General features: G+C 72.2%; 21 protein-coding genes. 6 read left to right on the top strand and 15 right to left on the bottom strand.

The genetic code is table 11. The features are described 5' to 3' along the window. Positions 1–2 precede the first annotated feature (2 nt). From ACH34R_RS28470 to ACH34R_RS28430, 9 genes are all read right to left on the bottom strand, one after another. On the bottom strand, positions 3–1,169 hold the full coding sequence (locus ACH34R_RS28470) for an MFS transporter (protein ID WP_397564595.1): 1,167 nt from the start codon (positions 1,167–1,169) through the stop codon (positions 3–5). Positions 1,170–2,187: 1,018 nt separating this feature from the next. After that, complete coding sequence (locus tag ACH34R_RS28465; RefSeq protein WP_111167193.1) at positions 2,188–2,529, bottom strand: Lsr2 family protein; 342 nt, start codon at positions 2,527–2,529, stop codon at positions 2,188–2,190. A 1,279-nt stretch (positions 2,530–3,808) separates the two neighbouring features. Beyond that, the gene (locus ACH34R_RS28460; protein WP_397564594.1) at positions 3,809–6,037 is read right to left on the bottom strand and encodes a heavy metal translocating P-type ATPase; all 2,229 of its coding nucleotides are present in this window, start codon (positions 6,035–6,037) and stop codon (positions 3,809–3,811) included. Between the two features lie 18 nt (positions 6,038–6,055). Next, positions 6,056–7,009: a hypothetical protein gene (locus ACH34R_RS28455; protein WP_397564593.1), complete on the bottom strand. Its 954-nt coding sequence runs from the start codon at positions 7,007–7,009 to the stop codon at positions 6,056–6,058. Then, positions 7,006–7,227, bottom strand: a complete 222-nt coding sequence (locus ACH34R_RS28450) for a heavy-metal-associated domain-containing protein (protein WP_397564592.1) — start codon at positions 7,225–7,227, stop codon at positions 7,006–7,008. The genes ACH34R_RS28455 and ACH34R_RS28450 overlap by 4 nt, the downstream gene beginning before the upstream one ends. A 43-nt stretch (positions 7,228–7,270) precedes the next feature. After that, the gene (locus ACH34R_RS28445) at positions 7,271–7,552 is read right to left on the bottom strand and encodes a metal-sensitive transcriptional regulator (RefSeq protein WP_397564591.1); all 282 of its coding nucleotides are present in this window, start codon (positions 7,550–7,552) and stop codon (positions 7,271–7,273) included. Positions 7,553–7,646: 94 nt separating this feature from the next. Further along, complete coding sequence (locus ACH34R_RS28440; protein WP_397564590.1) at positions 7,647–8,693, bottom strand: LacI family DNA-binding transcriptional regulator; 1,047 nt, start codon at positions 8,691–8,693, stop codon at positions 7,647–7,649. Between the two features lie 41 nt (positions 8,694–8,734). Then, on the bottom strand, positions 8,735–11,509 hold the full coding sequence (locus ACH34R_RS28435; RefSeq protein ID WP_397564589.1) for a glycoside hydrolase family 2 TIM barrel-domain containing protein: 2,775 nt from the start codon (positions 11,507–11,509) through the stop codon (positions 8,735–8,737). 48 nt (positions 11,510–11,557) lie between these two features. Continuing rightward, positions 11,558–12,580 (bottom strand): LacI family DNA-binding transcriptional regulator, encoded by a 1,023-nt coding sequence (locus ACH34R_RS28430; protein ID WP_397564588.1) that lies wholly within the window; start codon positions 12,578–12,580, stop codon positions 11,558–11,560. Between the two features lie 453 nt (positions 12,581–13,033). Between ACH34R_RS28430 and ACH34R_RS28425 the strand changes: the two genes are divergently transcribed. Both ACH34R_RS28425 and ACH34R_RS28420 read left to right on the top strand, forming a co-directional pair. Beyond that, positions 13,034–14,161, top strand: a complete 1,128-nt coding sequence (locus ACH34R_RS28425; RefSeq protein WP_397564587.1) for a sensor histidine kinase — start codon at positions 13,034–13,036, stop codon at positions 14,159–14,161. Beyond that, positions 14,158–14,814, top strand: a complete 657-nt coding sequence (locus tag ACH34R_RS28420) for a response regulator (protein WP_397564586.1) — start codon at positions 14,158–14,160, stop codon at positions 14,812–14,814. The genes ACH34R_RS28425 and ACH34R_RS28420 overlap by 4 nt, the downstream gene beginning before the upstream one ends. 7 nt (positions 14,815–14,821) lie before the next feature. Here the strand turns inward: ACH34R_RS28420 and ACH34R_RS28415 are convergent, their stop codons facing one another. Next, the gene (locus ACH34R_RS28415) at positions 14,822–15,922 is read right to left on the bottom strand and encodes a mandelate racemase/muconate lactonizing enzyme family protein (RefSeq protein ID WP_397564585.1); all 1,101 of its coding nucleotides are present in this window, start codon (positions 15,920–15,922) and stop codon (positions 14,822–14,824) included. 147 nt (positions 15,923–16,069) lie between these two features. Between ACH34R_RS28415 and ACH34R_RS28410 the strand changes: the two genes are divergently transcribed. Beyond that, positions 16,070–16,678, top strand: a complete 609-nt coding sequence (locus tag ACH34R_RS28410) for an NYN domain-containing protein (protein ID WP_397564584.1) — start codon at positions 16,070–16,072, stop codon at positions 16,676–16,678. Between the two features lie 158 nt (positions 16,679–16,836). Further along, complete coding sequence (locus tag ACH34R_RS28405) at positions 16,837–17,517, top strand: hypothetical protein (RefSeq protein ID WP_397564583.1); 681 nt, start codon at positions 16,837–16,839, stop codon at positions 17,515–17,517. Here ACH34R_RS28405 and ACH34R_RS28400 read toward each other — a convergent pair. Then, positions 17,498–18,061, bottom strand: coding sequence for a TetR/AcrR family transcriptional regulator (locus ACH34R_RS28400; RefSeq protein ID WP_397564582.1), 564 nt, complete (start codon positions 18,059–18,061; stop codon positions 17,498–17,500). The genes ACH34R_RS28405 and ACH34R_RS28400 overlap by 20 nt on opposite strands. 127 nt (positions 18,062–18,188) lie before the next feature. Between ACH34R_RS28400 and ACH34R_RS28395 the strand changes: the two genes are divergently transcribed. After that, positions 18,189–19,370 (top strand): serine hydrolase domain-containing protein, encoded by a 1,182-nt coding sequence (locus tag ACH34R_RS28395; protein ID WP_397564581.1) that lies wholly within the window; start codon positions 18,189–18,191, stop codon positions 19,368–19,370. 8 nt (positions 19,371–19,378) lie between these two features. On the opposite strand, the gene ACH34R_RS28390 is transcribed toward ACH34R_RS28395, so the two are convergent. The 4 genes from ACH34R_RS28390 to ACH34R_RS28375 are packed head-to-tail and all read right to left on the bottom strand — an operon-like array spanning position 19,379 to position 23,729. Further along, a complete protein-coding gene (locus ACH34R_RS28390) occupies positions 19,379–20,521 on the bottom strand; it encodes an ROK family transcriptional regulator (protein ID WP_397564621.1) in 1,143 nt (380 codons plus the stop codon). 24 nt (positions 20,522–20,545) lie between these two features. Continuing rightward, on the bottom strand, positions 20,546–21,430 hold the full coding sequence (locus ACH34R_RS28385; RefSeq protein ID WP_397564580.1) for a carbohydrate ABC transporter permease: 885 nt from the start codon (positions 21,428–21,430) through the stop codon (positions 20,546–20,548). Beyond that, entirely contained in the window at positions 21,427–22,371 is a 945-nt protein-coding gene (locus ACH34R_RS28380; protein ID WP_397564579.1) for a carbohydrate ABC transporter permease, read from the bottom strand. Before ACH34R_RS28380 ends, ACH34R_RS28385 begins: the two co-directional genes overlap by 4 nt. After that, positions 22,368–23,729: an ABC transporter substrate-binding protein gene (locus ACH34R_RS28375; protein WP_397564578.1), complete on the bottom strand. Its 1,362-nt coding sequence runs from the start codon at positions 23,727–23,729 to the stop codon at positions 22,368–22,370. The genes ACH34R_RS28380 and ACH34R_RS28375 overlap by 4 nt, the downstream gene beginning before the upstream one ends. Before the next feature lie 250 nt (positions 23,730–23,979). Here ACH34R_RS28375 and ACH34R_RS28370 point away from each other — a divergent pair, with 250 nt between their 5' ends. Continuing rightward, positions 23,980–25,071, top strand: coding sequence for a zinc-binding alcohol dehydrogenase (locus ACH34R_RS28370; protein WP_397564577.1), 1,092 nt, complete (start codon positions 23,980–23,982; stop codon positions 25,069–25,071). Positions 25,072–25,084 lie beyond the last annotated feature (13 nt).

The following is a 25,084-nucleotide window of genomic DNA, read 5'->3' as shown; positions in this document are numbered from 1 at the left end:
GGTCAGTCCTCGGTGCCCATGGGGGCTCGGGCGGCCAGGGCGGCGGTGACGGTGAGCATGGCCGCGCTGAGCCCGAACACGCCGAGCACGCTGGTGACCCCGGCGATGGCCCCGGCCGCCCCTGGGACGATCACCTGGCCCAGGCGGTTGCCGGTGAGGCGCAGGGCCAGGGCGGTGCCGCGTTCGCCGGGGCGGGCGCGGCCGGCCACCCAGGACAGGGTGAGCGGCTGGCCGATGCCGAGCGCGAAGCCCATCGCCGCGACCACGGGCACCGAGGCCGCCAGCCCGCAGAACGGGAAGGCGGCCAGGGTGACGGCGGCGGTCACCGTGCTCGCCACCAGGACCGGCCGCCGGCCGTACCGGATGATCAGCCGTTCCATGGCCAGCCGGCTGGTGAGGGTGGCGCAGGCGCGCAGTGCCAGCAGCCAGCCCACAGCCACCACGCCGATGCCCTGCTCCTGGCCCCAGGCGGGCAGGTAGGCGACCACCAGATCGACGGTGGACACGGTGGCCATGCTGGTCACCATGGCCTGCCACATGCCCGGGCGATGCAGGGTGCCCAGCAGGGGCGCCCGCCCGTCCGTGTCCGGGCGGCGTGGAGCGTTCCCCGAGCCGACGCGCAGCGTGCCCACTCCCGCGGCCACGCCGAAGGCCGCGCCGACCATGAGCGCGCGGGTGGTGCCGTCGCCCGTGCCGCCGCTCGCCACCAGCGCCGCCGCGGGCGGGCCGATGAGCTGCCCGAGCGAGGTGAACACCGTGAACAGCCCGTACGCGCGGTCATGCCCGTGTACCGAGACCCGGTTGGCGATGATCGCCTGCTGGGCCACCAGCGAGCACAGGTGACCGAGCCCGAACAGCGCGTTCAGCAGCACCAGCGCCCACAGCGAGCGGGCCACGGTGAGCGTCGCCGCGCTGCCCGCGATCAGTACCGCGCCGAGCACCGCCGCCGCGCGCTCGCCCGAGGCGTCCACCCAGCGCCCGACCGCCACCGCGAGGAACAGCGGCAGCACCGCGAACCCGGCGGTGATCAGCCCGATCCCGAGGTTGCCCGCGCCGATCTCGATGGCCCGGTAGCTGACCATCGGCCGGGTCGCGAACGTCGCCGCCTGGACGCACACGGCCACCACCATCAGCGGCGCGAACCACCCGCGCGCCCATTCCCGGCTCACCGGCCCCGCCTCGCCGGATCACCGCAGGGGCGGACTGCCGGCCGGTTCCGGTGGACCTCCGGCGTCATGCGCCCGCTGGCGCGCGCCGCGTGCGGATCGGGGCCGCCGCCGGGTGTGACCGAACGAGACGACGGTGTCCGGGTCCGGGAGGACGGGCCGCGCCAGCGGAGACCTGATATGCCGCCATACGCGCCCCCTCTTTCCGACAATGGCCCCGTATGCCCTCATGCATACACGTATCCCGCCCACTGATCGCCGCCGGGGGTGACGGAGGGCGCGCGGGACCGGGCATCGGCAATGTCTGATCTTGTATCCGATGAGGTATCGGTTTCTCGGTGCCGGGCGCCGCCGTTGCGCGAAGAGCGGTCCTACAGCGGGCAGATGGTGTTCCGCGTGGGAAGCGTGTTCACCGTCGCGGCCATCGCCGACAAACCCCGGCGGCGAAGTCGAGCGGCGCGTGGCCGCCGGTACGGCCCGGCCATAATGCCGGACTCCCGGCCCGCGACTTGTTCTCCGAGCACGCATGACCTCCCACCCGGATTGTGCCTAACGCACAACAGCTTTGAAGCGACAAAGAACGCAGGACGGGATTGAAGAGCCGTTATACCTCCTCATATGGCGGGTATAGCCTTTGTTCGGCCACCGGCCCGGACACGCAGAAACCCTCTCCCGGAGTAGGGAGAGGGTTTCGGGGGCCCTGCAAGAGACAGATCACGAGGGCGGGCGGACACCGAACCCCGTTCCGGGTGGGGCGTGCCGGCTACCGCCTCGTCCATTCGCCGGCGTCTTCGCCACATCTGCGTCGCAGGTTCGCTGCAACGCCGAATGCGGACGCGCTGACACCGGTTTCCTGCGGAGTCGCGTCGCGCTGCTGAACCCTTTCGGCCTCAAGTCCGCCGGCCGGGCCTGGTACGTGCGGTGCCACACTCGCTGACCAGGCACTTCGCCACCATGTCGGGCCTGGTCCGAGGCCGCCTGTGCGCACTTCCCGCCGGGCCGGGTGACCGGTCGGAAAGGGTCAGTGCGCGGCTTCGTACTGCTCGACGATGGTGGAGGCGATCCGGCCACGCTCGCTTACCGAGAGCCCGTGCTGCTTGGCCCATTCCCGGATCTCCTTGGACCTTTGCCGCGTCATTGCGGGGGTCAGACCCGACCCGGCCCTGACCCTGCGCCCCGGCCGTTCCCGGCGCACCGGGCGAGCGGCGTTGATATAAGGGGCGAGCGCCTTGCGAAGGTGCTCCTCGTTCTTCTCGGACAGGTCGATCTCGTACTCATCGCCATCCAACCCGAACTTTGTGGTACTAGTAGCCTCGCCACCGTCGAGGTCGTCGATGAAGATCTCTCTAATCTGCTTAGCCATGACTACTAACTCCACGGATGTCTGTCTGATGTTGCGGGTACTATAGCACCCTTACGATCTGCTGCCCGTTTTTTGCTCACAGTTGTCCCGCCAACAGTTCCGGTAGGGCCGGGATCCCCTATGAAACAGGCGTATCGGCAGGCCGGAACTGTCGCCAGAACTGCTTGTCACCAAGCGCGACTTTCTTCCGGGCTATAGTCCGCGATCTCTATGGGCGGCCTGCCATTGGGGTGTCACTTGAACACCGTGGTCACGATCGGCGGGGCGAGTCGCGATCGGCCGGAAGCTGAGCCCACGCCCGGGTGCCGGCCTTCGGCTCGCGGGCACGGCCGATGCACGGAACGTGACCGTGGCGGGGCGCATTGTGCCGCGGGGGAGTGAAGAGGGCCGGGGCGGCGGGCGTGGCGCGGGCGGTGTGCGTCATCGGCCCCGCGGGAGCCCGCGTACGGCCGGCCGCACCGCAAAAAGCAGGAGCCGCCGCGTGCGGGGGATCACGCGACGGCTCCCAAGGGTGATCGCACATGAATGGCCATGGCCACCCAGGCGTCTCGGTGGAGCGCCTTTCGTGGCCGCCATTTACAGGACCAGAGTAAATCCTCCGATCGGATTTATCGACCCCTCTCCGAATTTTTTTGCCGATGAGCCGGCGGTGAGCGCTCCGGCGGGCGGCGCGCCGAGATCGCGCCGAGAATCGCTTTCACAAGTGCCGGCGGCCGGTGAATCCAGTGAGCGGCCGGTCGTTCGCGGTGTGGTCCGGCCACCGGAGATCGGGTGGCGCGGCCGGTCGGCTCCCGGCACTGGGAATCGCACCGGCCGGACCCGGTCCTGGAATGCGGGTGGCCGGCTCCGCCGCTCGTGGGCGTACGGGCTGAGCACGCGCTATGTGGGTCCGCCGGTGATTTCCGAAGGGGCCGCCATTGGTGGCGAGGCCGTCCATCGGCGGGCGGCGAGGCGGGCGATGCGGCGGGTGCCGCGCGGCCTCGGCGGGCCCGAACCATGCGGCCCGCCCGGGTGGCACGGGGCGCCACCGCCGGCGGTGAATGCTATACCTTCCCTCTGCTGGAGGGTTTTCCGCCCGGCCGTACCTCTAATACACCCGGCCCTCGCGTGATTCGGAAGAATGCCGGCGAGCGCCCGCCCCGCCGGCTCCTCGACCGGCGGGGCGGGCGCTCTGGTAAACCATCCGGGCGGCGGCCATATGCAGAGAGCATCCGCCGCGACAGCGCAATGGTTTCCGGGATTATTTTTTTCCGGCCGTGCGGCCGTGCGGCCGTTCGGTTCAGCGGAAGCCGCGCAGCCGCAGGCTGTTGCCGACCACGAAGACCGAGGAGAACGCCATCGCGGCTCCGGCGATCATCGGGTTCAGCAGACCGGCCGCGGCCAGCGGCAGGGCGGCCACGTTGTAGGCGAACGCCCAGAACAGGTTTCCCTTGATCGTCCGCAGCGTGCGCCGGGACAGCCGGATCGCGTCCGGGGCGACCCGCAGGTCACCGCGGACCAGCGTCAGGTCCGACGCCTCGATCGCGGCGTCGGTGCCGGTGCCCATGGACATCCCCAGGTCGGCCTGGGCCAGCGCGGCGGCGTCGTTGACACCGTCACCCGCCATGGCCACGACCTTGCCCTCGGCCTGTAGCCGCTTGACCACGTCCACCTTGTCGGCGGGCAGCACCTCGGCGATCACCTCGTCGATCCCGACCTCGGCGGCGACGGTCTTGGCGACCGCCTCGTTGTCGCCGGTCAGCAGGACCGGCGTGAGCCCGAGGCGGCGCAGCCCGGCGATCGCCTCCGCGCTGGTCGGCTTGACCGCGTCGGCCACCACGAGGATGGCGCGGGCCTTGCCGTCCCAGCCGACGGCCACCGCCGTACGACCGCTCGCCTGGGCCTCCGTGAAGGCCCGCTCCAGCTCCGCCGGCAGGTGCTGGGACCACTCGGCCAGCAGCCGGGGCCGCCCGACGAGCACAGCGTGGCCGTCCACCACGCCCTGCACGCCGAGCCCCTCGATGTTGGCGAAGTCGCTCACGGTCGCGTCGGAGCCCGCCGCGCGGGCCACGGCCTGGGCGATCGGGTGCTCCGACGCGCCTTCCAGCGCACCGGCCAGGCGCAGCACCTCCGCGCGGTCCTCGCCCTCGGCGGTGTGGACCTCGGCCAGTGTCATCCGGCCCTCGGTGACGGTGCCGGTCTTGTCCAGCACGATCGTGTCGACCGCCCGGGTGGACTCCAGCGCCTCGGGACCCTTGATCAGGATGCCGAGCTGCGCGCCCCGGCCGGTGCCGACCAGCAGCGCGGTCGGAGTGGCCAGGCCCAGGGCGCACGGGCAGGCGATGATCAGCACCGCGACGGCCGCGGTGAACGCCGCCCCCGCGCCGCCCCCGGTGCCCAGCCAGAACCCGAGCGTGCCCACGGCCAGCGCGATCACGATCGGCACGAAGACGCCGGAGATCCGGTCGGCCAGCCGCTGGACCTTGGCCTTGCCGGTCTGGGCCTCCTCCACCAGGCGGGCCATCTGGGCGAGCTTGGTGTCGGCGCCGACGCGCGTGGCCCGCACGACGAGCCGGCCGCCCGCGTTGACGGTCGCGCCGGTCACCGCGTCGCCCGGACCCACCTCGACGGGGACCGACTCGCCGGTCAGCATCGAGGCGTCCACGGCGGAGGAGCCCTCCTCGATGACGCCGTCCGTGGCGATCTTCTCGCCCGGCCGTACGACGAAGCGGTCGCCCACCGCGAGCCGGTCGGCGGGGATGCGGGTCTCGACGCCGTCGCGGAGCACCGCGACGTCCTTTGCCCCCAGCTCCAGCAGCGCCCGCAGCGCGGCGCCCGCGCGGCGCTTGGCGCGGGCCTCGAAGTAGCGCCCGGCCAGGATGAACGCGGTCACCCCCGCCGCGGCCTCCAGGTAGATGTTGCCCGACCCGTCGGTGCGCTCGATGGCGAAGGAGAACGGGTGGGTCATGCCCGGAATGCCCGCCGTGCCGAAGAACAGCGCCCACAGCGACCAGCCGAGCGCGGCGATGGTGCCCATGGACACCAGCGTGTCCATGGTCGCGGCGCCGTGCCGCAGGTTGGTCCAGGCGGCGCGGTGGAACGGCCACCCCGCGTAGACCACGACCGGCGCGGCCAGCGTCAGCGACAGCCACTGCCAGTGGGTGAACTGCAACGGCGGGATCATCGCCATCGCGATCACCGGCACGGCCAGCACCACGGCGGTGATCAGCCGCTGCCGCAGCGGGCGCAGCGTGTCCGGCTCCTCCTGCTCGCCGGTCTCTCCGGCGGCGGGCTCGGGGGCGGGCAGCGCCGCGCCGTACCCGGCCTTCTCCACCTCGGCGACCAGCGCCTCAGGCTCGATGCCCGGGCCGAAGGTGACCTTGGCCTTCTCGGTGGCGTAGTTGACCGTGGCGGTCACGCCGTCCAGCTTGTTGAGCTTGCGCTCGATCCGGTTGGCGCAGGAGGCGCAGGTCATGCCGGAGATCGAGAGTTCGACGGCGTTCTGCGTGCCGTCGGTGACAGAGGACATCATCTTCTCCTTTCCGGCTCAGTGCCCGTGCCCGGGCGATTCAGCCGATTCCTTTGGCTTGGGCGACTTGGCCCCTGCGCCGGGAGCCGCCCGCACGGTGAAGTCGGCCGTGCGCACCTTGCCCTTGTGCTGGAAGTCCAGGAAGAGCCGGTAGTCGCCGGTGCTCGGCACCTCGGCGTAGAAGGCGATCTCCGGCCCCGCCGCGCCGGACTCCTCCGGGTGGACGTGCAGGTAGGCCAGGTCGCCCGCGCGCAGTGCCACCAGGTGACCATAGGCGCCGAGGTAGCGCTCCAGGTCGGTGACGGGCTTGCCGTCCTTCTCGACCCGCAGCGTGAGCTTCGAGGCCAGGCCGGGCGTCAGCTCGCCGTCCAGGGTGACGGTGTAGCCGTCCACCTGCGCGGTACGGCTCGCGGCGGGCAGCGGGGCGGGGGCGTAGTCGCCCGCCGCGCCGACATCGATGCCGAGGGTCATCCCCAGGTAGCCGCTGGGCACGAAGTCGGCGAACGCCCGGTAGGAGCCGCCCTTCGGCAGGGTCAGCGGTATCGACCACTCGCCGCCCTTCTGTACCGGGTGCAGGTGCTGGAACTCGGTCAGATCCCGGGAGACGACGATGAAGTGCATCTTCTTGTCGTGGTTCACGTCGAACTCGGTCACCGGGCGGCCGTCGGCCCCGGTCACGGTGAATCGGAAATCGGTTGCCTCGCCCGCTTTCAGGGCGGTCGACACGGGTGTCAGGGTGAATCCCTTCTCGGACACCTGGAGCCCCCCAGGGGTATCGCCGGAACTCTCGTCCTCTTGCTCATGCGTGTGTTCGCCGGCCGGCTCGCTCGCGTCCTCGCCCGCGTGCGTATCGGTATGCGTCTTGGCGGGAGGGGGCGCGCCGGGCCCGGCCAGGCCGCCCAGCCCGAGCGCGCCGCCGAACACGACCACCAGCCCGGCGGCGTAGACGCCCAGCTTCGCGGCGGCGTTCACGACGCCTCCGCCGCGCTCGCCAGGCTGTAGCCGGCCTCCGTCACGGCCGCGCCGATCGCGGAGTCGTCCGCCGGGCCGTCACTGTGCACGGTCAGCAGCCCGGTGGACAGGTCGACCTCCACCCCGGTCACTCCCGGGACCTCGGAGACCTCCTCCTTCACCGAGCTGACGCAGTGTCCGCAGGTCATTCCGATCACGGTGTAGGTGGCGGTGCTCATATTCGATGACTCCTCTTTCGGTGCGGCGTGAATCAGGGGCGGGTCAGGAACGAACAAGGCGGGCGATCGCATCGGACGCCTCCTTGACCTTGGCGTCGGCCTCGGCGCCGCCCTGGGCGACGGCGTCGGCGACACAGTGCGCCAGGTGCTCCTCCAGCAGGGAGAGCGCGAAGGACTGAAGCGCGGAGTTGGCCGCGGAGACCTGCGTGAGGACGTCGATGCAGTATTTGTCGTCCTCCACCATGCGGGCCAGGCCGCGCACCTGCCCCTCGATGCGCCGCAGCCGCCGCAGATGGTCATCCTTGCGCGGAGTGTAACCGGCCATCACTCCCCCTTTCGTCCGTCCGTTACGCTCAACACCTTACCCCCCTAGGGTATTCCGGCCGCAAGCAGGTCCCCCGGCACGAATCCGGCGAGCCTCAGCGGGCCGCTCGGCCGAGCGTGCTCTCCCGGGGGACCAGCCGATGGCCGACCTGGACTTCGCGCGCCGGACCGGTCGCGGCTCCGTCCAGGCGGGCGGCCAGCAGTCCGACCGCTTCGCCGGCGATGCGCCGCTTGTCCGGGGCGACGGTGGTCAGGGACGGCGTGCCGTACCGGCCGTCCTCGATGTCGTCGAACCCGGCAACCGCGACCCGGCCGGGCACGTCCACCCCGCGTTCGTACAGCGTGCGCAGTGCGCCCAGGGCGAGCAGGTCGTTGCCGCAGAAGACGGCGTCGGGAGGTTCGGGGGAGTCGAGCAGGCGGGCCATCGCCCGCGCCCCGTCCGCGCGCAGGTATTCGTCCACGGGGGCCACCAGGTCGGCGTGGACGGGCAGCCCCGCCTCGGTGAGCGCCTGACGGTGGCCGAGCAGCCGCAGCCGGGCGGTCTGGCCCGCCGCGTCGTGCCGCGCGCCGATCGCGGCCACCCGGCGGCGGCCGAGCCCGATCAGGTGCGCGGTCGCCTCCCTGGCCGCCGCCACGTTGTCCACCGCCACGTGGTCGGCCGAGCCCGGCCGGACGCGCTCGCCGAGCAGCACCATCGGCGTGTCGTCGGAGCGGGCCGCCAGATCCTCGGGGCCGAGCGCGAGCGGGCTGAGGATCAGGCCGTCGATCAGGTGCGTCCGCAGGCCGGAGGCGACCCGGAGTTCGCGTTCGCGTTCGCCGCCGGTCTGGTCGATCAGCACGGTCAGCGAGCGCTCCTCGGCGGCGGCCACCACGAGTCCGGCCAGCTCGGCGAAGTAGGGGATGCGCAGGTCCGGTACGGCCAGCGCGATGATCCCCGAACGCCCGCCGCGCAGGCTGCGGGCCGAGGGGTTGGGCCGGTAGTTCAGCTCCGCGACGGCCCGCTGGACCCGGGCGCGGGTGGCCGGTGCGACGTGGACGTAACCGTTGACCACGTTGGACACGGTCTTCACCGACACGCCCGCGAGCCTGGCGACGTCCTTCAGCCCCGCGTGCCGCCCGGCCTCGCCCGCTTCCCGACCCATGCCCCGCCTCCGGTGCCGTCGTCCCATGGGACGGGCGCAGCCTACAACGACGCGTCGGAGAACGTCAGGCCGAAGGTCACCGGCCCGGCCCGCAGGCGGTCGCGGGGCGACACGCCGGGGCCGCAGGCGGCCGTGCCCAGGCCGTGCTGGGCGAGGTCCAGGTTGACGTGTACGGCGTCGCCCGGCGTCAGGTCGGTGGGGTGGCGGGCGGCGTCGAGTTCCTCGCTGGTCCACCGGCGCACGGTCAGCCCGAAGACCGGGTCGCCTTCGATGCGCAGCCTCGCGCCGGGCGCGGCGAGCACGGCCCACCGCACGCCGGCCCGGTGGCCGTTCTCCTGTGGGAAGACGTACGGGGTCTGCATCTGCTCGACGGTCATCGCGTACCTGCCGATCCGGGCGGCCCGGAAGCTGTCGGGGTACGCCTCGCCGGGGCCGCTGCCGTACCACTCGACCTCGCCGAACGCGGCGGGCAGCGCGAGGCGCAGGCCGATCCGCGGCAGCGGGAAATCCCACTCGCCGCGCGGCTCGGCGGTGACGGTGAGCCGCAGCCGATCGCCGGTCAGGGCCTGCCAGTGGTACGCAGCCCGCATGGCCCGGTCGTGCCCTGCCGCGGCGGCCACCGTGCGGACGGTCAGCGCGCCGGCCGCGCGCTCCACGCCGACCACGCGGTGCCGCAGCCGGTGCAGGCCCGCGCGCCGCCAGACCTCGGCGTCGGGGGCGGGGCCGCCGGCGTCGTTGCCGGTCGGGGCCCGCCAAAGGTCCAGGCGCGGGCCGCTGACCAGGGGCACACCGCCGATGCGCAGCAGCCGGCCGTCGTCGCCGAACACCCCCGGGCCCGGCGCGGCGGGCGCGCGGGAGTCCGCCGGCCTGGCCGGGGCGATCCGGCCCTGTCCCCAGGCGACCTCGTGCCCGGCCCGCGCCCAGGGCTCGTCGGCCGCCAGCACCGCGCGGACGGTCAGCCACGTCTCGCCTTCGGTACCGGGCAGCGCCGGAACGGGCGCCTCGGCCCGGCCGCCCGCCGCGACCGGGGGCACGTCGAGCGCGCCCCGCGCGACCACGACCCCCTCCTCCTCCAGGGTCCACACGAACGCCAGGTGGGCGAGGTCGCGGAAGTCGTGCAGGTTCTCGATCACGATCGGCGCACCGGCGTTGACCGTGATCCGTACCGGCTCGACCACCTTCTTGAACTCCAGCAGCCCCGGCGAGGGCGTCCGGTCGGGGAAGACCAGCCCGTCGATGACGAAGGGGCCGTCGTGCGGGTCCTCGCCGAAGTCGCCGCCGTACCCGAAGCCGTACTCCGGATGCGCGAGCCCGTGGTCGATCCACTCCCACACGAAGCCGCCCTGACAGCGCGGGTAGGTGTGGAACAGCTCCTGATACTCCGAGAGCAGCCCCGGCCCGTTGCCCATCGCGTGCGCGTACTCGCACAACACGAACGGCAGGCCAGGAAGGTGGTCGCCCCGCCCGATCCGCTCGACCTCCTCCACCGGCGCGTACATCCGGGAGTACACATCGACGTAGGCGCCGTCCTGGTCGGGCTCGTAGTGGATCGGCCGCGAAGGGTCGCGCTCGCGCGTCCACCCGGCCATCGCCCGCAGGTTCTCCCCGGTCCCCGACTCGTTGCCGAGCGACCACATGATCACGCTGGGGTGGTTCTTGTCGCGCTCGACGGTGCGGCGCATCCGGTCGAGCAGGGCGTCGCGCCAGCGCGGGTCGGCACTGGGATTGCCCCGCCAGCCCACCCGGGCGAACCCGTGGGTCTCCAGGTCGCACTCGTCGATCACCCACAGGCCGTACTCGTCGCACAGGTCCAGGAAACGGGGGTGCGGCGGGTAATGGCTGGTGCGGACGGCGTTGACGTTGTGCCGCTTCATGGCCAGGACGTCGGCGAGCATGGTGGCCTCGTCCAGCGCGCGCCCGGTCCGGGGGTGGAACTCGTGCCGGTTGACCCCGCGGAACAGCACGCGCTCGCCGTTCACCTTGAGCAGGCCGTCCTCGATCGCGACGGTCCGGAAACCGATGCGCAGCGGCACGTGCTCGCCGCCGCACCGAAGTACGCCGTCGTAGAGGCGGGGGACCTCGGCCGACCACGGCTCGGCCCCGTCGATGCGCAGGTCATCGGGGGCGACGTCGGTCAGGCCGAGTTCGGCGACGGTGAGGGTCGCCGGGGCGGAGGTCTCGATCCGCAGCCTGCCCTGCCCGGTGCGGTGGTCGTAGCCGGCGTGGACGAAGAAGTCGCGGAGGGCCGGCGGCGCGAGCACCGCCACATCACGAAATATCCCGGACAACCACCACATGTCCTGGTCTTCCAGGTAGCTCCCCGGAGACCACTGGTGTACCCGTACGGCCAGCACGTTCCGCCCCGCCACCAGCGCGCCCGACACGTCGAACTCCACCGGCAGCCGGCTCCCCATGGAAAAGCCCAGCTCCCGGCCGTTGAGCCAGGCCCGGAAACAGGAGTCCACCCCCTCGAAGCGCAGCACGCCGCCACGTCCGGCCCGCTCGGCCGGCACCTCGAACTCCCTGCGGTAGTCGCCCGTCGGGTTCTCGTCGGGGACGAACGGAGGATCGAGCGGAAAGGGGTAGACCACGTTCGTGTAGGCGGGATCGCCGTGGCCGTGGAGCTGCCACATGCCGGGGACGGGAATCTCGTCCCAGTCGGAGAAGTCCGCGTCGATCGGCGTGCCCGCCGCCGTGGGGGACAGGCGGAACCGCCATGGTCCATTGAGGTCGATGCGGGCGAGCGTGGCGGCGAACGCGGCGCGCGGCCCGAGCCGGCCCGCCCCCGGCGCGAACCCGGCGAGGTAGTCCGTCACAGCGGCAGCCTACCCACGCCGATCCGGGCCTCCGGTGAACGCGGCAGGTCAGCGAGTGGACTCCCGCACCACGAGCGTGGCCGGGACGGTGAGCACGCCGCCCTGCGGAGGCGCGCCGCCGATGGCGTCCAGCAGGTACCGGGCGGCCGTCCGGCCGATCTCCGTCAGGTTCAGATCGACGCTGGTCAGCGGCGGGCGCGCGCCGAGCGCCATCGGCTCCCAGTTCTCGAACCCGATCAGCGCCACGTCGTCGGGCACCTTCCTGCCGTGTTCGCCCATCGCCTCGGCGACCCCACGGGCGATCTGGTCGCTGCCGCAGACGACCGCGTCCACGTCGGGACGGGCGCGCAGCAGGATGCCCGCCGCCTGCCGTCCCCACTCCTCGCTCCACTCGCCGAACAGCGGCTCCGCCACGGGCCGCAGCCCGGCCTCGGCCAGCGCGCCGGTCAGGCCCGCCGCCCGCTGCACGGCCGCGAGGAACCGCCGGGGGCCGGTGATGTGCCCGATCCGGCCGCGGCCGGCCGCCAGCAGGTGGCGTACGGCCAGCGCGCCGCCCCCGCGGTCGTCGGGCACCACGGAGAAGTCGCCGGGACCGGCCGACCGGCTGACCGTGTGGACCACCGGAACCGGCAGATCGCCCAGCCCGTGCCGGGTCTCGGCCCGGCGCCCGGTCGTCACGATGCCCTCCACCCGGCGGGCCAGCAGGCGCTCGACATGGTGCCGCTCCCTGATCGGGTCGTCGCGGGTGTCGCAGGTGAACACCGAGATCTCCCCGGAGGCGAGGAGGTCTTCGATGCCGAGCATCACCGGGACGCTGAACCGGCTGAAACCATCGCAGGCGATCAGGCCGATCGTGTGCGTACGGCCCGCCAGCAGGCCCTGGGCCAGCGGGTTGGGCCGGAACCCGAGCCGGTCGGCCACCGCCGACACCCGCGCCCTGGTCTCGGCACGCAGCTTGCCGCGGCCGTTCAGCACTTTGGAGACCGTGCCGATCGACACCCCGGACGCCGCCGCCACGTCCCGGATCGTCACCACCCGTGGCCGGTCCGGCCGCTCTTCCAGATCTGACACCCGTTCGCCCTCCGTGGCGGGGTTTCGTGGCGGGTCGTCCCCGACGGTCGATGCTAGCGCGGGCCGCCGTCCCGGCCCCGCCGGGCGATGCCCGGTTATTCGATGGCATGCCGGCACTCGGGGGATTACCGTTGTCACGTGGTGAGGGTGCGAAAGGAGAGGGTCGTGAGCTGCACGTCCCCTTGGCCGTACGGCCGTGCCCTCCGGCGGAGTCGCGGGTAGCGATTCGCGGTGCCGCCGGGGGAGCGCTGTGCGCCAGGCGGCTTTTCCCGGCTTGTTCCGGTCGGTGTCCGGCCTGCCCGCAGGGAGTGGCGTCCCCCGGGCGGACCTGGATACGACCACGCCCCGGGTCCGGCGCCACGCCACGCCGGTACCCGGGGCAGGCCGTCACCCGGACATTTCTGTACTTTCGGCCGGTAGGCCCGCCGACTGTTCACTTCTACGCTGATCGCCGTGAACGTGCGGGACCGGGCCGTCCAGGTCGACATCGGGCTCGGGGCGGTGTTCGCGGCGGCGCTGGCGTTCCAGGCGTCCCGGATCGCGGGGAGCTGGGGCGGCGGCCACTGGGTGTCCGGCTGCGCGGCGGGCACGGTGGTCTGCGTGATCGCCCTCGCCCGGCGGCGCGAGCGGTGCTGGGCGGCGGTGGCCGGAGCGGCGGTGGCCGTGGTCGCGATCCTGGCCGCCCGGCTCGGCGGGCTGCCCGCCGAGCCCGGCCCGGCGATGGCGCTGGCGCTGGCCGTGCTGGTCGGTTCGGCGGTGCGGGCGCTGCCCGTGGGCCAGGCGGTGGCCGTCGCGGGCGGTGGCCTCGCGGTCGCCGCCGGGGCGCTCGCCGCCTTCGCCGACAGCGCCGTGCCGGTTTTGAACGCCCTGGCCTGGGTGGCCGCCGTCGCGGCCGGGCTGTGGCCTCGGTACCTCGCGGGCCGCAGGCGCGCCGCCGCCGACCGGATACGCCGTGACGAACGCCTGCGCCTGGCCAGAGAACTCCACGACGTCGTCGCCCACCACATCACCGGCATCATCTTGCAGGCGCAGGCGGCCCAGGTGCTCGCCCGCAGGCGTCCGGAGGAGGTCGAAGGCTCCCTGGCGGACATCGAGGCCGTCGGCGCGGGCGCGCTGGCCGCCACCCGCAGGGTGGTCGGGCTGCTGCGCGACGCGGCACCCGGCAGCGCCGAACACGGCTCTCCCGGTGAGCTGGCCGAGCTGGCCGAGCTGGTCGATCGCTTCGACGGCCGCGGCGCGGAGGTCACCGCGCGACTGCCGTCCGGCGACCCCGGATGGCCGCCGGAGGTGGCCGGCACGGTCTACCGGGTCGTCCAGGAATCGCTCACCAACATCGCCCGGCACGCCCCCGGCGCCCGGTCGGTCGTGGTCGGCGTGGCGCAGGACGCCGGCTCGATCACCGTGGAGATCACCGACGACGCGCCCGGGCCGGTCCGGGGCCGCGCGGCCCGGCGCGCCGGGCACGGCCTGATCGGCATGCGGGAACGCCTGGAAGCCCTCGGCGGCACCCTCCGCGCGGGGCCCGCCGATGGGTGCGGCTGGTCGGTCGTGGCCACGCTGCCGCTGCGCGGGCCACGATGAGCGTCAGCGTGCTGGTGGCCGATGACCAGGCGATGGTCCGCGCCAGCCTGCGGGTCATCCTGGAGGACCAGCCCGGCTTCAGCGTGGTCGCCGAGGCGGCCGACGGCGCGGAGGCGGTCGAACTGGCCCGCCGGCTGCGCCCGGACGTCTGCCTGGTGGACATCCGGATGCCCCGCCTGGACGGCATCGCGGTCACCCGGGCTCTCGCCGGGCCGGGGGTCGCCGACCCGCTCAAGGTGATCGTGGTGACCACCTTCGACCTGGACGAGTACGTCCACGGGGCGCTGACCGAGGGCGCGGTGGGCTTCGTGCTGAAGGACGCGGGACCGGGAGTGCTGGTGGAGGCGGTGCGGGCGGCGCACGCCGGCGACGCGCTGATCTCGCCGTCGGTCACCGTGCGCCTGCTGCGCCACCTCGCCGTCGCCACGGCCCCCGCCGCCCGCCCTCCGGCCCCGAATCTGACGGACCGCGAACTGGAGGTCGTGCGGGCCGTGGCCAGGGGGCGTACCAATCAGGAGATCGCCGCCGAGCTGTTCATCTCGCTGAGCACGGTCAAGGGGCACGTGGCGAGCGTGATGTCCAAGCTCGGCATGCGCAACCGCGTCGAAGTCGTCGCCTGGGCCTGGGAGAACCGCCTGCTGCCGCCGCGCTGATGCCGGGTCAGGGGTGGAGTTCGCGGGCGGCGGCGTCCGGGGCGAGGGCGGTGATGCCGAGGCCGGGGGCGGGGGAGGACCGGACCAGGTCGCCGTGGTACTCGACGCCGCCGGACACCGGGGAACGGGTGAGCCACAGACCCGCGTCCAGGTCCTGTGCGCCGGTGGGGGTGAAGGTGGCGGCGAGCGCGGCGGAGGCGGCGATGCCCACGTGGCTTTCCATCATGCAGCCGACCATCACACCGAGCCCCGCCTCGGCCGCCAGGACGATCATCCGGCGGGCCTCGGTGATCCCGCCCGACTTGGCGAGTTTCACGTTGATCGCGTCGGCCGCGCCGTACCGGATGACCTGCCGCAGGTCACGGCGGTTCCACACGGACTCATCGGCCAGCACGGGCGTCGTGACGGCCGCGCGCACGGCGGCGAGCCCTTCGACGTCGGCGGCGGGCACCGGCTGCTCCACGAAGTCGAGACCGACGCCCGAATCCTCCCAGCGCCGGATCGCCTCGACGGCCTGCCCGGCGGTCCACGCCTGGTTGGCGTCCACCCGCAGGACGATCGCCGGGCCCAGCTCGCGGCGCAGCGACTCGACGCCCTCGACGTCGTGCTCCCCGCCGCCGACCTTGACCTTGAGCGTGCCGAAGCCGGGGTGCTCGCGGGCGCGTTCGAGCAGGTCGCGCGGCGCGCCGACGGACAGCGTCATGTCGGTCCGCACCGGGGCGGCCCGGCCGCCGATGAACTCGGCCAGCGGCAGGCCCGCCGCGCGGGCCGCGAGGTCCCACAGCGCGCAGTCCACCGCCGAGCGCGCCGCCGCGTTGCCGACGACGCTCGTCTCTATCGCCCGGCCCCAGGCGCCGGGGTCATCGACGGCGAGGCCGGTCACCGCGCCGGCGATCGGCCCGAGCACGGCCGCCGCGACACTTCGCGGGCTCTCCCCGGTGACCCGCCAGCTCGTCGCGGCCTCCCCCCACCCGCTCCGCCCGTCGTCGTCGGTGACCTCTACCAGCACCGCCCGGAGCCGGTCGGTACGCCGCACGGCGGTGACGAACGGACGTACCAACGGCACCTCCACCGCCACCACCCGCACCCGCTCGACCCGCCTGCTCACCGCCGCCCCCTTCCCCCCACGCAAGACCAGGTGACAACTCACCGTGACCTGGTGTACGCTGAAAGCGATTGCTCCCCGCCGTCCTCCGGGCCTGGCGGGGAATTTTTTTTGCCCCCACACACTGTAGTCATGTGATATCTAAGAGTGATGTCCCCCGCACGTGTCGTGGTGTTCATCGACTATCAGAACCTGCACACCGCAGCGCTCAGCCGGTTCTGGCCGAGAAACACCCACCCTTCTCAAGGTCACATCGATCCGGTCCGCCTCGCCCACCTGATCGTGGACAGGCGATCGGCCAGCGGACGGCTTAGCCGACTGGCCCAGGTCCGTGTCTACCGTGGCTACCCGAGTCGTGATCGGCAGCCCGCCGCGGCCTCCGCGAACGACCGCCAGGCCGACGCCTGGAGCCGGTCGCCGCTGGTCGTGGTGAAGCGCCGCCCCCTTCGTTACCCAAGGGGATGGCCGACCATGCCCGCGCAGGAGAAGGGCATCGATGTTGCTCTGGCGGTGGACGTCGTCCGGCTCGCTGGGATCGACAACGCCTTCGATGTCGGTGTGCTGGTCAGTGGAGACACAGATCTGCTGCCTGCGATCGAGGCCGTCATGGAGTTGCGCTGCGGGCACGTCGAGGTCGCGGCGTGGCGGGGTGGCGGGAGGCTGATGCTGCCGGGCACATCGCTGCCCTGGTGCCACTGGATGGACGAGGCCGACTACCGGTCCGTCGAGGACCTGACCGACTACAGCAAGCGTTCGTGATCCCTGTGGGAGCGCCGAGGTGATGGGGACCTGATGTAAAAGCGATGGCCCGGGTGGCATGGACCGGCATAGTGTGGTCTGCGCGCAGCCGGCGGCCGGAGGGCTGCGGCCGGGGGGCACGTCAGGGCGGCCGTAGTCCGGTGTAGGCGGGTCGTGGCGTGGACAAATTGGTGCTGAGCTGGTTACAGCTTCTGGGGTTCGTACTGGAGCTGGCCGGGCTCATCTGTTCGACCGACTGGCTGCGGCGGCGGGCCGGGTCGGTGGTGGGGCTCGCGGGGAAGATCGTCTATGTCCCGGCGTTCGCGTTCATCGGCGGATTCGGCAACGCCTGGATCTACCGCACTTTCGGGGCGGGGCGGCTTGGATACCTGGTGCCGGACTATCTGCCGTGGGTGGGCGGCGCGATGCTGGGCGTCATCATCGCGGGGATGATCCTGGTCGCGCCGGGCGATGGCACCGCAGGCGCGCTGCTGGCCTATCTGGCGGCGCGGATCGTGATCGCCGTGCCCGGCGCCACCTTGCTGCTGTGGATCCTGCAGAGCCTGTTCGACTGCTCGTCCTGGCCGGCCTGGATCAGGATCGGCACCTACGACTGCTCGCCGCTCGACTGGCTGCGCTTCCGGATGCTCTACCTCGGCGGGCTGATGGCGATCTGCGGCCTGGCCTGGCTGCTCGCCGCACTGCTCGGCGGCGCGCCCTCCGGGGTGAGCCAGGGCGGGGAGGCCGCGGCCGACGGGGTGTCACGGTCCGCGGTGGCGGCGGTCGGGCTCATCGCGATGGGGATGCTGCTGTCGTCCGCCCTGGGCCCCATGCTCGACATCATCGGCGCGGGTCCGTAGCGAGGATGGCCCCGGCGCCGCGGAGCAGTTCGGCGCGCAGCGCGCCCGCCGGGATGTCGGGGAACTGCGTGATCGGGTCGGCTACGGCGGCGAGCGCCTGGGCGGCGCGGACGCGGGCGCGCCAGTCGGGGTCGGGGCCCGCGAGCAGGGCGACGGCCTGCTCGATGATGCGCACCACCCGGGACATGATCTCGGTGGTCTCGTCGCCGTAGACCGAGGCGTCGCGAAGGAGCAGGGCCATGGTGTCGCGGTGGGCGAGCATGACGTCCGTGCAGCCGGTGAGCACGCCCTGCCGTACCTGGTCGGCCGGCAGGGCCGCGGCGGCCTCCACCGTGGCGGCCAACTGCTCGATCGGCGCGGCGACCAGGGCGGCCAGGATCTCGCTCTTGCCCCGGAAGTGGTGGTAGAGCGAGGGCTTGCTGATCCCCACCCGCTCGGCGATGTCGCGCATGGAGGCCGCGCGGTACGTCTGCGCGGCGAACAGCTCCCGCGCCGTCTCGATGATCCGTGAGCGGGTGTCGCCTGGCTCGGTATTGGGCGGCAACGGCGGTCCTTCGGTCCGGTGGTGACGAGTGATCCCAGCCTAGCATTGCCTACCTTCCGGTAGGTAGGCTATCGTCGGCTGCCTACCGACCGATAGGTCGGGTCATTTGCCGAGGGAAGGATCGACGATGACAGAGATCCACGGCTCCACGGCCGCCGGGTTCGAGGCGGTGCGGGAGGCGTTCGAGCGCAACTTCGCCGAAGGCGGAGAGGTCGGTGCGGGCGTCACGCTCTACCGGCGCGGTGAGCCAGTGGTGGACCTGTGGGGCGGGTACGCCGACCCGGAGACCCGCCGCCCCTGGCAGCGGGACACGATCGCCGCCATCGCCTCCACCTGCAAGACCTTCGCCGCGGGGGCGCTGCTGACGCTGGTCGAGCGCGGCGAGGTGGACCTCGCGGCCCCGGTCGCCCGCTACTGGCCGGAGTTCGCCCAGCGCGGCAAGGGCGAGATCACCGTGCGCACGCTGCTCTCCCACCAGGCCGGGCTGCCCAGCCTGCACGACTGCCCGGTCAGCCTGGAGACCCTGCGCGCCTGGACCCCGATCACCGACACCCTCGCCGCCGCGACCCCCGAGTGGCCGCCCGGCACCGCGCACGGCTACCACGGGGTCAGCATCGGCCATCTGGCCGGCGAGATCGTCCGCAGGATCTCCGGCGGGACCTTGAGCGAGTACCTGGCCGGTGAGATCACCGGGCCGCTCGGCCTGGACTGCTACGTCCGGGTTCCGGACGCGGCCATGCCGCGGCTGGCCACGATGGTGCTGCCGGACGCCGAGTCGCTGCGCCTGGGCATGCGGATACCGGAGATGGCCGACTTCGTCACGGCGCTGAACGACCCGGAGACCCTGACCTACCGCGCCCTGTACGGGAGCGTCGCGATGGGCTGGGAGTCGGGCAACGACCCGCGGACCTTCCAGGTGGAGAGCCCGTCGATGGACGGAGTCGCCTCGGCGCACTCGCTGGCCCGCTACTTCGCCGCGATGATCGGCGAGGTGGACGGCATCCGGCTGTTCGGCCCTGATCTGGTCGAACAGATCAGGGAGCCGCAGGCCGACGGGATGGACATGATCCTGCGGACGCGCACGGCGTGGGGCGTGGGCTTCGCCGTGCCCGGCGGGCCGTTCTGGCCCGCGCCCGAGAAGATCACCGGGCTCTTCGGGCAGAGCGGGGCCACCGGGTCGTTCGCCTTCGCCGACCCCGACCGCGGCCTCGCCTTCGGCTATGTGCCCAACCGGGGCTCCGAACTCCTCGAAGGCGGTGACTTCCGGGTCAGGTCGCTGGTCGAAGCGGTATACGCCGTCGTGGCCTGACCGGAGGGTCAGGGGGCCGATGAGGCCAGGCGGGCGTCCACCGCCTCGGCCGAAAGGACGTGCTCGATCACCCGGACCGCGTTCCCCACGATCCCGGCGCGCCGTCCCAGCGTGCTGGTCGCGATCTCCAGGTTGCGCGTGGTGTAGGGGAGGGAGCGCCGGTAGACCGTCTCCCGGATGCCGGTCAGGTAGTGCTCCTTGGTCTCGGCCATGTCGCCGCCCAGCACCAGCACCCCGGGGTTGAGCAGGCTGACCGCCGTGGCCAGCACGATGCCGAGCGTGCGGCCGGCCTCCTGGGTGACGTCGATCGCGTCCGGGTCGCCCGCCTGGACCAGGCGTACCACGTCGCGGCTGGAGGACGCGTCGCGTCCCATCCGGGTCAGCTCGCGCGCCACCGCGCGCCCGCTGGCCAGGGAGGCGACGCAACCGCGCGACCCGCACGAGCAAACGCGGTCGTCCTCCTCCCTGATCCGCACGTGGCCGATGCTGCCGGCCGCGTCCTCCGCGCCCCGGTAGATGCGGCCGTCGAGCACGATCCCCGCGCCGACGCCGGTCGAGACCTTGACCAGCAGCAGCGACCGGGACCCGCGCCAGGAGGCCCACCATTCGCCCATCGCCATGGCGGTCGCGTCGTTCTCCACCAGGATCGGCACGTCGAACGATCCGCGCAGGACATCGGCGATGGGGTAGTCGTCCCAGCCGGGCATGAGGAAGGACCGCACGACCCGGCCGGACTCGTGGTCCACCGAGCCGGGTACCGCGATTCCGACGCCGCACACCGCCGACATCGGGCTGCCGGTCTTGTCCAGCAGCCGGAAGAACGCCTCGCGGACCCAGTCCAGCACGTGCTGCGGGCCGCGGTCGATGTGGATCTCGGCGAACTCCTCGGCCACCGCCGTGGCCGACATGTCGGTCAGCGCGACGCCGGCATGCCCGGCTCCGAGGTCGGCGACGAGCACCAGCCGCGCGGCCGGGTCGACTTCGAGGACCGACGGCGGACGTCCGCCCTCCGAGACGCCCACCCCGCACTCGCGGATGTAGCCCGCCTCGATGAGCCGGTCCACCCGATCACTGATCGTCGATCGGGACAGCCCGGTGTACGCGATCAGCTCCTTGCGGGTACGGCAGCGCCCTTCCCGGATGAGCCGCAGGATCTGGCCAGGTGACAGGCTCTCTCACCCCTTCTCCGCGCCGGCCGTCAGCCCCTCGGTGAGCAGGCGTTCGCCGGCGAAGAACAAAATCACGACCGGGAGCGTCAGCACCACCGATCCCGCCATCAGTACCGTAGTGGGAATCTCGATACTCCCGGCAAGTTGTGACAGACCTAGCGAAACCGTCCACTTCTCCCTGCGCTCCACCAGGAACAGCAGCGCGAACAGGAACTCGTTCCAGGCGATCATGAAGACGTAGAGCCCGGTCGCCATCAGCGCCGGCTTGGACAGCGGCAGCGTGACCCGCCACACCGTGGCCAGCCGCCCGCAGCCGTCGATCGCCGCCGCCTCCTCCACGCCGGCCGGCACCGTCTCGAAATAGTTGCGCAGCATATAGACCGTCACCGGGATCGTCTGGGAGATGTACACCAGCACCAGCCCCACCAGCGAGCCCCGCAGCCCCATCATGGTGAACAGCACGAACAGCGGAATCGCCAGCACGATCGCCGGGAACAGGTAGACGGCCAGGAACAGGAAGTGCACCTGACGGCGGCCGAAGAAACGCAGCCGGGCCACCGCGTAAGCGCCGGGAATGGCGATCGCCAAAGTCAGCGCCACGGCGGCGATCGCGATGAGCGCGCTGTTCCTGATGAACGTCAGGAAACCCTGCCCGCCCGACTCCTCCGAGGCCAGCACCTCACGGTAGGTCCCGATGGTGATCTCCGACGGCAGCAGCGCGCCCGGGCGGAGGATCAGGTCCTGGATGTCGCGCAGGGACAGCATGACCATGTAGTAGAACGGGAACGCGGTGGCCACCACGAGCACCGCGATCACCACCCACCGCAGCACCCCCAAGACGGCCCGCTCCACCCGGTCGCGGGTCCACCGGCGGGCGGGCGCGGTGCTCATGGCCCCTCCTTCGCGAAGAAGCGCAGGTAGATCGTCAGGAAGACGACCAGTACGACGGCCAGCACGAGAGCCTGGGCCGCCGACGCGCCGATGTCGCCGCGCGCGGTGAGCAGGTTGTAGACCCGCACGCTGACCACCTCGGTCCCGGCCGCGCCGCCGGTCAGCAGGTAGACGTCATCGAACTTGTTGAAGGTGAACACGAACCGCAGCACCGCCAGCAGCGCGATCACCCGCCCGAGCTGGGGCAGCGTGACGTGCGCGAACCGCTGCACGGGCGTGGCCCCGTCCACCAGCGCGGCCTCGTCCAGGTCACGGGGCAGCGCCTGGAGCCTGGCCAGGATGAACAGGAACGCGAAGGGGAAGTACCGCCACGCCTCGAAGGCGATCACGGTGAGCAGTGCCAGGGGCACGTCCACGCCGAGGAAGGTGCCTTCGGCCTGGGTGAGGAAGGCGACCGGGGCGTCCCAGCCGAGCAGCCGGGTGCCGAGCACGTTGGCGATGCCGTACCGGGGGTCGAGCATGACCTCCCACACGAACGTGGCGGCGACCACCGGCGCGACGTACGGCAGCAGGATGGACGCGCGCACCAGCGTGCGGCCGCGAAAGCCGCCGCGCAGCGCCAGCGCGGCGACCAGCCCGCCGCCGATGGAAAGGGCCGTGCCCGCCACGGTGTACACGAGGGTGGTGGCCAGCGAGCCCCAAAAGCCCGGCTCGGACAGCACGTAGGCGAAGTTGCCGAGCGTGTGGTTGCCGAGCAGGCCGGTGTAGCGGATGTTGATGAGCCGGGCGTCCTGGAAGGCCAGCATGATCGCCCAGGCCATCGGGACGATCACCACGACCAGTGTGATGACCAGCGTCGGGGAGATCAGGACCAGCCCGGCGCGCGACTCCTGCCCGCGCAGGGTGCGCGAGCGGCGGGGGGAGGTGCGCGCCGGGGTCATTGCCGCAGGCCGCGCTTGATCGCCTCGACGTCCCGCCTGGCCTGCGCGGCGGCCTGCTGCGGGGTGAGCGAGCCGGTGACGACGCCGTTGAGCGCCTTGGGCACCGGCAGTTCGCCCATGGCCGCGCCGACCAGCTTGCCCTGGCCCTGCGGGATGCCCCACCGGGAGAAGGTCTCAGGGCTGGTGCGCAGCGCGTCCAGCACGGACTTCGGGTAGACCTCCGACAGTGGCCGCTTGCCGTCGACGCCGGCGGGCGCGCGGCTCCAGGCGTCCGCGTAACCCTCGCGTACCGGGACCTTGCCCTCGGGCGCCATGCCGAACCACCGCTCGTAGCCGTCGCTCATCATGTAGGTGACGAAGGAGCGCGCGGCGTCCTTGTCGGCCTCCCTGGTGACCGCCCAGGAGACGATCTCGCCGTATTGCGCGGGGCGCGGGGAGTCCGGGCCGGACAGCGCGGTCACCACGCCGGTGTTCTCGGCCAGGAACTCCGGGTCGGCGCGGCACTCGGCGCAGCTCGGCAGCGTGTCCCGGCGCAGCCCGGCCAGCTCGTCGAGCACGAACGACGACCAGATCGTCATCGCGGCCCTGCCGGAGAAGTACGTCGCCCGGGTGGTGTCCACGTCCTGCTTGCCGGGCACGGAGAAGTTCCTGGCCAGCTCGCCGTAGAGCTGGAAGGCCCGTACGCACGCGGGGGAGTCCAGCGCCACCGCGCCGCGCCCGTCGATCATCTGGCAGCCGTTGGCCAGCGCGAGGTGCTCGAAGCTCTGCGCGGTGAAGGAGTCGCGGGCCGACAGGGCGAGCGTGATCCCGGCCATGTCGTCGCGGTTCAGCGCGCGTGCCGCCGTGAGCAGCCCGGCAAGCGTCCGCGGCGGCTCCAGGCCCGCCTTGGCGAACAGGTCCTTGCGGTAGAGGAGGAGCTGCGCCCAGGCGTCGCTCGGTACAGCCAGCAGCCGCCCATCCGCGGTGTTGAGCTCCAGCGCGCGCGGGATGAAGGTGTCCCTGCCCAGCTCTTCCACGACCGCGCCGGGGGTCTCCAGGTCCAGCAGGTCGTCGGCCTCCAGCTCGCGCACCGACGCCAGTGGCAGCGCGCCGATCACGTCGGGCAGCTCACCGGCCGCCGCGGCGGCGGTGATGACCTGGCTGAACTGGTCCTCCGCGACGCCCACGAGATCGACCTTGATCCCGGTCCGCTCGGCGAAGTCGGCCGCGATCGCCCGCTGCGCCGCCATGCGGTCGGGGAGGTTCTCCTCCGTCCAGACGGTGATGGTGGAGTCGTCGCGCCCTTCGCCGCCGCCGCAACCGGCCAGGAGTGCGGCGAGGGTCAGGGAGCAGGCCGCGGCGAACGCCCTTCCCGGCATGTGCTCGCCCCCTCACGTCAGGTAGGCCCCCATCGGTGATGTGCGCGTCCACTACCCCTGGCGGCGGCGGTAATCCAGTCGCGTGGGGGCGCGGGCTTGGGGGCGTGGTACGTCTCATTCCACTTATGCGTGATTCAAAAGCGGGTAGAGTGTTGGTGGAAGCAGTAACCCAGATGCTTTTGATTGATCAGAAAGCATAAGTCTCGGTGTGCAACGTTACAATCCCCCGAAACCGACTGTGAATCCCCCTGTGAAGACTGTTGTGAACCGCGTCGTCAGCATCAAGGGACCGGGCTCCGTCGAGGTGATCGGCGAGCGTCCCGCGGAGTTGTCTCCCGGCAGTGTCCGCGTCCGCACCCTCTACTCGGGCATCTCCGCGGGCACCGAGCTGACCGCCTACCGTGGCACCAACCCCTACCTCACCCGGCGCTGGGACGCGGCCAACGGCCTGTTCGTCGAAGGGCGCACCCACCTCTACCCGCTGACCGGCTGGGGCTACCAGGAGGTCGGCGAGGTGGTCGAGGCCGCCCCCGACGTCACCGACCCCCCGCTCGGCTCGATCGTGTGGGGCATCTGGGGCCATCGCGGCGAGGCGGTGGTGCCCGCGGCCAAGCTGGCGGGGCACGTCCTGCCGCCCGGCGCCGACCCGCTGACCGGCGTCTTCGCCCGGGTGGGCGCGATCGCGCTCAACGCCGTGCACGCCGCGGGGATCCACCTCGGTGACGAGCTGGCGGTCTTCGGGCAGGGCGTGATCGGCCTGCTGGCCACCCGCCTGGCGGTGCTCAACGGGGCGAGGGTGGTCGCCGCCGACGCGATCCCGCAGCGCCTCGCGCTGGCCAAGGCGTACGGCGCGGCCGAGGCGTTCGACGTGACCTCCGGGTCGGCCGCCGAGTTCGTCCGCAAGCTGACCGGCGGCGTGGGCGCCGACACCGCGATCGAGCTGAGCGGCAACCACGCCGGGCTGCACGAGGCGATCAGGACGGTCCGCCGCGGCGGCCGGGTGGTCGCGGCCGGCTTCTACCAGGACGGCGCGCTCGACCTGCGGCTCGGCGAGGAGTTCCACCACAACCAGGTGCAGCTCGTGGCCTCCCAGATCTCCAGCGTGGCCTCCTGGCTGGTCCACCGGTGGGACGTCCCGCGGTTGCAGCGCACGTTCATGGACCTGGCCGTCGCCGGCCGGGTCGACACCGCCGCGCTGGTCACCCATGTGGTCGATGTCGCCGAGGCCGCCGAGGTCTACGCGATGATCGACCGGCGTCCGCACGAGGTGCTCCAGGTGGTCTTCAAGTTCGATTCCGCGTCCGAGCAGAGTACGGCGCCCGAGGAGTCCGTCCAGCGATGACAGCTATGACAGC

The organism is Spongiactinospora sp. 9N601, assembly GCF_044326295.1.
Taxonomy (GTDB): Bacteria; Actinomycetota; Actinomycetes; order Streptosporangiales; family Streptosporangiaceae; genus Spongiactinospora; species Spongiactinospora gelatinilytica.
This window is presented reverse-complemented; position numbering and strand designations above follow the sequence as displayed.

Excerpts from the sequence above, each read along its gene's own strand:
- ACH34R_RS28465 (WP_111167193.1), bottom strand. The coding sequence starts at position 2,529 with ATGGCTAAGCAGATTAGAGAGATCTTCATCGACGACCTCGACGGTGGC.
- ACH34R_RS28460 (WP_397564594.1), bottom strand. The coding sequence starts at position 6,037 with ATGTCCTCTGTCACCGACGGCACGCAGAACGCCGTCGAACTCTCGATC.
- ACH34R_RS28450 (WP_397564592.1), bottom strand. The coding sequence starts at position 7,227 with ATGAGCACCGCCACCTACACCGTGATCGGAATGACCTGCGGACACTGC.
- ACH34R_RS28445 (WP_397564591.1), bottom strand. The coding sequence starts at position 7,552 with ATGGCCGGTTACACTCCGCGCAAGGATGACCATCTGCGGCGGCTGCGG.
- ACH34R_RS28440 (WP_397564590.1), bottom strand. The coding sequence starts at position 8,693 with ATGGGTCGGGAAGCGGGCGAGGCCGGGCGGCACGCGGGGCTGAAGGAC.
- ACH34R_RS28420 (WP_397564586.1), top strand. The coding sequence starts at position 14,158 with ATGAGCGTCAGCGTGCTGGTGGCCGATGACCAGGCGATGGTCCGCGCC.
- ACH34R_RS28410 (WP_397564584.1), top strand. The coding sequence starts at position 16,070 with ATGTCCCCCGCACGTGTCGTGGTGTTCATCGACTATCAGAACCTGCAC.
- ACH34R_RS28395 (WP_397564581.1), top strand. The coding sequence starts at position 18,189 with ATGACAGAGATCCACGGCTCCACGGCCGCCGGGTTCGAGGCGGTGCGG.
- ACH34R_RS28385 (WP_397564580.1), bottom strand. The coding sequence starts at position 21,430 with ATGAGCACCGCGCCCGCCCGCCGGTGGACCCGCGACCGGGTGGAGCGG.
- ACH34R_RS28380 (WP_397564579.1), bottom strand. The coding sequence starts at position 22,371 with ATGACCCCGGCGCGCACCTCCCCCCGCCGCTCGCGCACCCTGCGCGGG.
- ACH34R_RS28375 (WP_397564578.1), bottom strand. The coding sequence starts at position 23,729 with ATGCCGGGAAGGGCGTTCGCCGCGGCCTGCTCCCTGACCCTCGCCGCA.